The sequence below is a fragment of the Peribacillus sp. NPDC060253 genome (assembly GCF_042727425.1).
Classification (GTDB): Bacteria; Bacillota; Bacilli; order Bacillales; family DSM-1321; genus Peribacillus.
In genome coordinates this window covers 1-7515 of sequence record NZ_JBHXAS010000173.1, presented here as the reverse complement: position 1 = coordinate 7515, position 7515 = coordinate 1, and the positions used below count along the sequence as shown (strand labels likewise).

Annotated in this window: 5 protein-coding genes; 1 reads left to right on the top strand and 4 read right to left on the bottom strand. The window is 39.7% G+C overall.

Features of this window, described 5'->3' with window-relative positions:
* Positions 1 to 51: 51 nt before the first annotated feature.
* Positions 52 to 378, top strand: a complete 327-nt coding sequence (locus ACFWE9_RS24880; protein ID WP_230156142.1) for a MerR family transcriptional regulator — start codon at positions 52 to 54, stop codon at positions 376 to 378.
* Positions 379 to 695: 317 nt separating this feature from the next.
* Here the strand turns inward: ACFWE9_RS24880 and cobA are convergent, their stop codons facing one another.
* The 4 genes from cobA to ACFWE9_RS24860 form a co-directional block, all read right to left on the bottom strand.
* Positions 696 to 1475 carry a uroporphyrinogen-III C-methyltransferase gene (gene cobA / locus ACFWE9_RS24875; RefSeq protein WP_230155933.1) on the bottom strand — a complete coding sequence of 260 codons (780 nt, stop codon included), beginning with the start codon at positions 1473 to 1475 and terminating at the stop codon, positions 696 to 698.
* Between the two features lie 114 nt (positions 1476 to 1589).
* Positions 1590 to 3740 (bottom strand): assimilatory nitrate reductase catalytic subunit NasC, encoded by a 2151-nt coding sequence (nasC, locus tag ACFWE9_RS24870; RefSeq protein ID WP_377359327.1) that lies wholly within the window; start codon positions 3738 to 3740, stop codon positions 1590 to 1592.
* A 104-nt stretch (positions 3741 to 3844) separates the two neighbouring features.
* The gene (gene nirB, locus ACFWE9_RS24865; RefSeq protein WP_377359325.1) at positions 3845 to 6166 is read right to left on the bottom strand and encodes a nitrite reductase large subunit NirB; all 2322 of its coding nucleotides are present in this window, start codon (positions 6164 to 6166) and stop codon (positions 3845 to 3847) included.
* Positions 6167 to 6214: 48 nt separating this feature from the next.
* Positions 6215 to 7420, bottom strand: a complete 1206-nt coding sequence (locus ACFWE9_RS24860; protein ID WP_377359323.1) for a nitrate/nitrite transporter — start codon at positions 7418 to 7420, stop codon at positions 6215 to 6217.
* Positions 7421 to 7515: the final 95 nt, after the last annotated feature.

Sequence of the window (7515 nt, the reverse complement as noted above, 5' to 3'; positions counted from 1 at the left end):
GGATATAATATCCTTATTGATCTAGCATTAATCAAAAATGAGGTGATTTTCATCGTCCAGCAAAAAGAATCTTATATAGACAGAAAAGTAATTTCCATAGGAGTGGTCAGAGAATTAACCGGACTATCAGATAGACAGATCCGCTATTATGAAGAAAGAAAACTAGTTTTCCCCGAAAGGTCTAAGGGAGGTAACCGTAAATACTCTTTTTCCGACGTCAAGGCATTAGTGGAAATCGCCGATAAAATAGAGGATGGAGTACAAACCAATGAAATTAGACAGGAAAAATTAAAAGAAAACAAAAAAATCGAACAGGAAAAAATGCGAAAAAAAATGCTGCAAGGTCAATTAAATGCTCACTTTGGGATGCGCAATTGATTTTGTGTCACTTCCGGCAATATGTACGATTCAATTTTGTTCAATAGCGCACATGTTCAGACGCCGATAAACCTATTCCCGAATTTACACCTTGCTTTTTCGCCCTAAAGTTTGTTTACTAATCTAACATTGCTAGGGATATGGCATCTTCCATGTCCTTTTTTCATTTACTGGAGATTCATAGCGATAAAGGGGAGTCTCACTTTGTTCGGTCGATATTATTTCATTAACGAAGTGAGACCGAATTCCTAAAATGGGATTTTGAACTGACCTCTTTTATCCGAGGGAACTAGCTAGGTAATAAAGAATGACCAAATTCATTCCTTCTGTACGAACTCCTTATCTTTTGTTCTTTCTGAAAACCATGATAATGTACCGGATAATTTCACTACTTCTCCTATTACAATCATTGCGGGATTGGAGATCCCCTCCCTTTTAACAACCTCCACAATTGTATCGATCGTGCCTGTAACGGTCCGTTGAAAGCCAGTCGTTCCTTGTTCAATAACCGCTATAGAGGTTTTGGGTTTCATTCCACATGATTGTAATTGACTGCATATATAAGGAAGGTTATTAATTCCCATATAAATAGCAATCGTGTCAACACCATGTGCCAAATGGTGCCAGTGGATGTTATCCAGTTTACCGTTCTTACAGTGTCCTGTGACAATTGCAAAGGAACTTCCCCACTCCCTATGCGTCACGGGAATTCCCGCATAAGCTGGCGCAGCAATTCCTGATGTAATTCCAGGAACTATTTCAAATTGAATACCGTGCTTTACAAGCTCTTCCGCTTCCTCAGCGCCTCGTCCAAATATGAAAGGATCTCCCCCCTTTAAACGAACGACCATTTTCCCCTCCATTGATTTACTGATTAACAATTGGTGAATTTCCACTTGGGAGACACAATGTTTACCAGGCGCTTTACCACAATAAATGAATTCAGCATCCTTCTTGGCGTATAGCAGCAAATCACGATTTACCAATCGATCATACAGAATAACATCTGCTTGCGCGATGCATTTGGTTGCTTTGACAGTTATTAGATCTGGATCCCCAGGTCCGGCACCAACAATATAAACCTTACCTTTTCCCATACTATTGCCCCTTTTTTCATGAGTCATGAACAAATGCTTTTTCCTCGAAATTTCATTCGGGTGTGTATTTTAATCTTCATTGAAACAGCATAGAACCTGCCTTGTTATATCACTTTAATTCGACGCTTTCTCAATAATAGGATTCACGTTTACCGCACTGACTTTAAAACCAGGCATTTTGCATGTCGGGTCTAAATCCTGCGACACGAGCCGATTGACATTTTGTGAGTCTGCCCAATGAAAGGGAACGAATATAGTATCATGACGAATGGTATCTGACCATTTACTTCTTACAACAATACTTCCCCGCCTTGATTCAATTTTGACCAAAGAATTGTCTGGAATGTGATATTTCTTGGCTGTATCCGAATGAATTTCCATAAATGATTCAAAATTTCTTGCTGCCAATGATGAGCTTTTTCTCGTTTGTACTCCTGTTAAATATTGTGACATGACCCTTCCAGTTGTTAAGTAAAGGGGAAACTCCATACATGTCCGTTCTTTTGGAACAATAGGCTCATTATTAACGACAACCATAGCTGCCTTTCCATCTGGGTGCGCAAAAGACGATTCGAATAACCGTTTTGTCCCTTTATGGTCAAGGTTTGGACATGGCCACAAAATGCCTCCTTCTTTTCTTAGACGATCATACGATATACCATAATAATCAGCAGCTCCCCCGCGGCTTGCCACTCTTAACTCGTTGAAAATCTCTTCTGCAGATTGAAAGGAGAAATGCTCCCCTTTTCCAAGAACTTTTGCTATGTCGCAAATGATTTGCCAATCATGCTTTACTTCTCCCGGTGATGAAAAACTTGCTTCCCTCAAGGTGACTCGTCCCTCTAAATTTGTCATCGTTCCTTCATCCTCCAAATAAGAAGAAGTAGGTAAAATTAAATCTGCCAATCTAGCAGTTTCTGAAACAAACATATCTACTGCGACAAGAAACTTTAATTTTTTCAAAGCCTTTTTGACAAAATTAGCATTAGGGTTAGAGACAATAGGATTAGAGCACATTAAAAACATGCCGGTAATTTCACCTTCATTTATTTTCTCTATCATTTCGAATGCTGATACACCTTTTCTTGGCAGATCATCTACATCGATTCCCCATATTCTTGCCATATGTAATCTGTGTTCTTCATTTTCGATCATACGATACCCCGGCAGCTGGTCTGCCTTTTGGCCATGCTCTCTTGCTCCCTGTCCATTTCCCTGTCCAGTAATTGCTCCATAACCCGAATTTACTTTACCGATTTTGCCTGTAGCGATAAGAATATTAAGGAAATTACGAACGGCCGCAGAACCATCTGTTTGTTGCTCAACACCCCTTGCTGTAAAAATCATCCCTGATTTTTCTTCCCCGAAGATTGTAGCTGCTTTACGGATTTGTTCGCTTGGAACTCCAGACAACGATGCAATCTCTTCCAATTTTAAAGAGGAAACATACTCTTTAACTTCCTTAAAGCCATTTGAACGTTCCAGAATAAATGTTTCATCAATAAGCCCCTCATCAATGATTACTTTCAATAATCCGTTTGCTAAGGCGGCATCCATCCCAGGTTTTACTTTCAGATGTAAGTCAGCCATTTTCGTTGTTGCTGTTTCTCGCGGATCAACAGCAATGATATATGCCCCATTCTCTTTCGCTTTCTCAAAGTACGGCATGATTGTCGGTTGGCATTCCGCGATATTTGTACCCGCCAAGATAATGCACTTTGTGAACGGAACTTCTGACAAGCTATTGGTCAGGCCCCTGTCCATACCAAATGTTTGACTTGCAGCAGAAGCAGCCGCGGACATACACAAACGGCCATTATAATCAATATACTTTGTCTTCAAAGCTACTCTTGCAAATTTCCCGAGTAAATAAGCTTCTTCATTCGAAATGGAGGCACTTCCGTAAACGGATAATGCATTTATACCATCTTCCGTTTGAATCTTATTGAAATTCTCCTTAATATGGTTTAATGCTTCCTCCCAAGATATGCGAACAAATTCACCATTTTTTTTAAGCAAAGGGTATTTAATTCGATCGTTATGCAACGCATGTTGGTGTGCATTCATGCCTTTAATGCATAAGCGCCCCTCTGAGGTTGGATTATCTTTTCCAATTGTCATATACTTTTTTCTTGTGACTATTGTTTGTTCCAGCAACTGCATCTTACATTGCACGCTGCAAAATGGACATTGTGTATCATATCTTTTTTCTGATTGGACTTCAATTTGCTTCATACGGAAATACTTTAATAGTAATTCAGTCAAGTCTCCCACCCTTTACTCATGGATTTCTTTGGAACGTTTTCATCTTTACATTTACCGTATGTCTTAAAGCAAGGAAAGGTGTACTTGCCACTGCTTTCTCCGAGCTACGCCATTTCCAATCGTTGAGACAGTTGCTGACTAAGCTCTTTATCAAATAATACTTCCCTAACATGAATTAATCCCACTCGTTCAATCCATTGCCAAGTACGTTCTAAATAGTTAGCTGTCTCACGATAATATTGAATAAAGCCGATGATGATTTCAATCGCTTCTTCATTTGTTCCGGCTACACATAACAGTTCACCGGCACGTACATTACGCCCGCTGCTTCCGCCCACATAGATTTCCCAGCCCCTGTCAATGCCCATAACACCTATATCTTTCGTTGTTGATCCTGCACCATTATGCATACAAGCGGATATGCCCATCTTTATACGGTAAGGTGTTAATAGATGCTCCAATCTTTTTTCCAAGTCTACAGCAAGTAAAATGGATTGTTGTTTATCACAATGGCAAACATGTTCCCCGATACATGTTTTGACGTTGTGAACGGTATTGCCATATTTCGAACTTAACGGCATATCTAAATCAGCCCACACACCTGGAAGGTCTTCTTTTTTTACACCCATTAAATGAATCCTTTGTTCACTTGTTATGGCTAACTGCGATATATCATATTTATCTGCAACATTTGCAATTTTTCGCAAGTCTTTCGCATTCGTCATACCGCCGTACATTTGTGGGATAACAGAGAATCTGTCATCACTTTGAACGGTTGCATTCTTTTGTTCGTTTATGTAAAGAGTTTCCTGTTCAATCTCATACTCTGGATGAATCATTCCTAAATAATAGCTCAGGGCTGGCCGGCATGTTGCACAACCTTCGCTATTTCCCCAATCCAGAACATCCATCACTGCTTGAACAGATGTTAAGTCTTGAAGCTGCATTTGATACACCACTTCATCTTCCGTTAATGTCGTACATGAGCACATTACCTTTTGTATCTTAGAATCATCAATAGGATTACTTTGAATAAATGCCAAAAGCTCGTTCACTGCCGGCTTACACCCACCGCAAGAACCGGAAGCCTTTGTACATTGTTTAATTTGTTCCACAGTTTTTAACCCTTTATTTTGAACGGCATCAATGATTGCCCCTTTTGAAACAGCATTACAATTGCAAATGATTTCATGATTTGCCATAGCTGCGATTACACCCTCACTCGTATCTGATGAGTGAAACAGCATACTTTTTGCCTCTGTCGATACTTCTTGCCCCTTTAAAATCAGATCAAGTAATCGCGAGCTGACCTTTGTATCTCCATAAAGCACAGCACCTATGATTTTTTTTCCTTGAAAGACCACTTTTTTATATATACCATCTAATTCATCGAAAGTTGTGATTGATTTCGTCGTTTCATCCCCTAGGAATTGTCCAACAGAGAATAACTCAACACCTGATATTTTCAACTGGGTCGAAAGCACCGAACCCTGGTATCCATGGCATTTCATCTTACAAATGTGCTTTGCCAGCATTTCTCCTTGTTCATATAGAGGTTTCACCAGTCCATAAACAGTGCCCTGATGTTCAGCACATTCACCCACCGCATAAATATGAGGGATGCTTGTTTCTAAATGGTCGTTTACAATAATGGCACGATTTGTATCAATTCCGCTTTCTTTGGCCAACTGTATATTCGGTCTGACTCCCGCAGCCATGACAACTAAATCGGCTTCCAGCTCCGTTCCATCTTTAAAACGGACTCGCTCTACACGCTCATTGCCGATTATCTCCTGTGTCTCCTTTTTTAAAAGAAAGTGCATTCCCTGGTCTTCCAACTCTTTTTGAAGCAAAACGGATGCCGTTGTATCAAGCTGCCTTTCCATTAAATGTCTAGAAATATGAACGACAATCACTTCCATGCCAAGATTTAGCAGCCCTCTCGCTGCTTCTAGACCTAATAAACCTCCTCCAATGACAACGGCTTTTTTATACTTCCGTGAAGTTTCAATCATCCTTTGGCAATCTTCAATCGTCCGAAAGGCAATAACTCCTTCTTTATCAAAACCGGTAACTGGAAGAATAAATGGGACAGAACCTGTGGCAATTATGAGCTTATCGTAGTGGACTTCCCTTTCTTTGTCTGTTTTTATCTTCCGAGTCTCTTTATCGATTTTTACGACCGTTTCTCCCGTGTATAATTGGATATTATGCTTCGTATACCAGTTCCGTTCATTTAGCGTAATATCTTCAAACGAGGTATTGCCTTGCAGCACAGACGACAATAAGATTCGATTATAGTTAACATGTGATTCACTTCCGAAAATAGTAATCTCAAAAGCATTCGGATCATTTCTTATAATCGACTCAATGCAGCGCAATCCCGCCATTCCGTTCCCTACTAAGACTAGCTTTTGTTTATTCATTTTATCCCCCCAACAAGAAATGAAAGAAGCCAGTATAACTACATGGATTTAAATCTTAACTGAATTCTTTCTAAGTACCCACGTTTTTCTCCATGAAAGCTGAGCTAGAACCAAGATCATGAACGCCACAATTCCAATTGCTGAAAACACTACAAATCCTGTAGCGTATGTTCCGGTAATCTGTTTTAATGTTCCAAGTATGTTAGGAACCAAGAATCCACCAACACCTCCGGCAGCTCCAACAATGCCAGTAATAAAACCAATTTCGTTAGAAAATCTCTGTGGAACTAACTGAAAGACAGCTCCGTTGCCCATACCAAGAAATAGCATTCCGATAAACAGTAAGATTGTAACGGTAGAAAATGAATAAAGAAAGCTAATTCCAAACATACATAATGTAAGTCCAATGAATAAAAACATAAGCAGTTTAACTCCACCTATTTTATCGGCAATAAATCCTCCCACGGGACGAAAAAAGCTTCCAGCGATGACACATAATGTGACAAACTCCCCGGCCCTTACTCTTGTTAACCCATACTCATCAACAAAAAAGATGCTTAAAAAGCTAGTAAACCCAACAAATCCCCCAAAAGTAACACTATAGAGAATACAGAAATACCAAGTATCTCTTATTTTAAATACGTTTAAATATTCCTTGAGCGGTTTTGCAGGCGGTTGAGATGGCGCGTCCCTTGCGATTAAAATATAAATGACAAACACGATGGTTAAAGGAATCAATGCTAAACCCATCACATTATGCCAGCCAATAGACTCTGCAATACGCGGCCCAAACAATGTCGCAAACAAAGTTCCACTGTTACCAGCTCCCGCGATGCCCATCGCAAGTCCCTGCAAGTGTGGGGGATACCAGCGGCTTGCCATAGGAAGTGCTGCAGCAAAACTTGCACCTGCCACTCCGAGTAAAATCCCAATTAAATATAGTTCTGCTAAACTTTCTCCGAATAACCATCCCCAAAAAAGTGGAATCATCGTAACAAGCATTCCTCCGATTGCAGTTTTTCGTGGACCGATGCGATCTGTCAAAAAACCAAGAACAAGCCGGAAAAACGAGCCTCCCAAAATGGGAATAGCTACAACCAGACCCTTTTCTGCTGGAGAAAGCCCGAAATCTTTTGTAATATAGACACCAAGCGCACCTAATAATACCCAAATCATGAAACTAATATCAAAATATAGGAATGAAGCTAATAAGGACGGGGCATGACCGCTTTTTTTTAAATCAGATATTTTCATTTTTCATCTCTCCTATGCTTTATTAATTGAATATTCGTTTATTTTACTATTATAAAAGAGAGATTTCTTGGTTTATGTAAGAAAACATCACATAC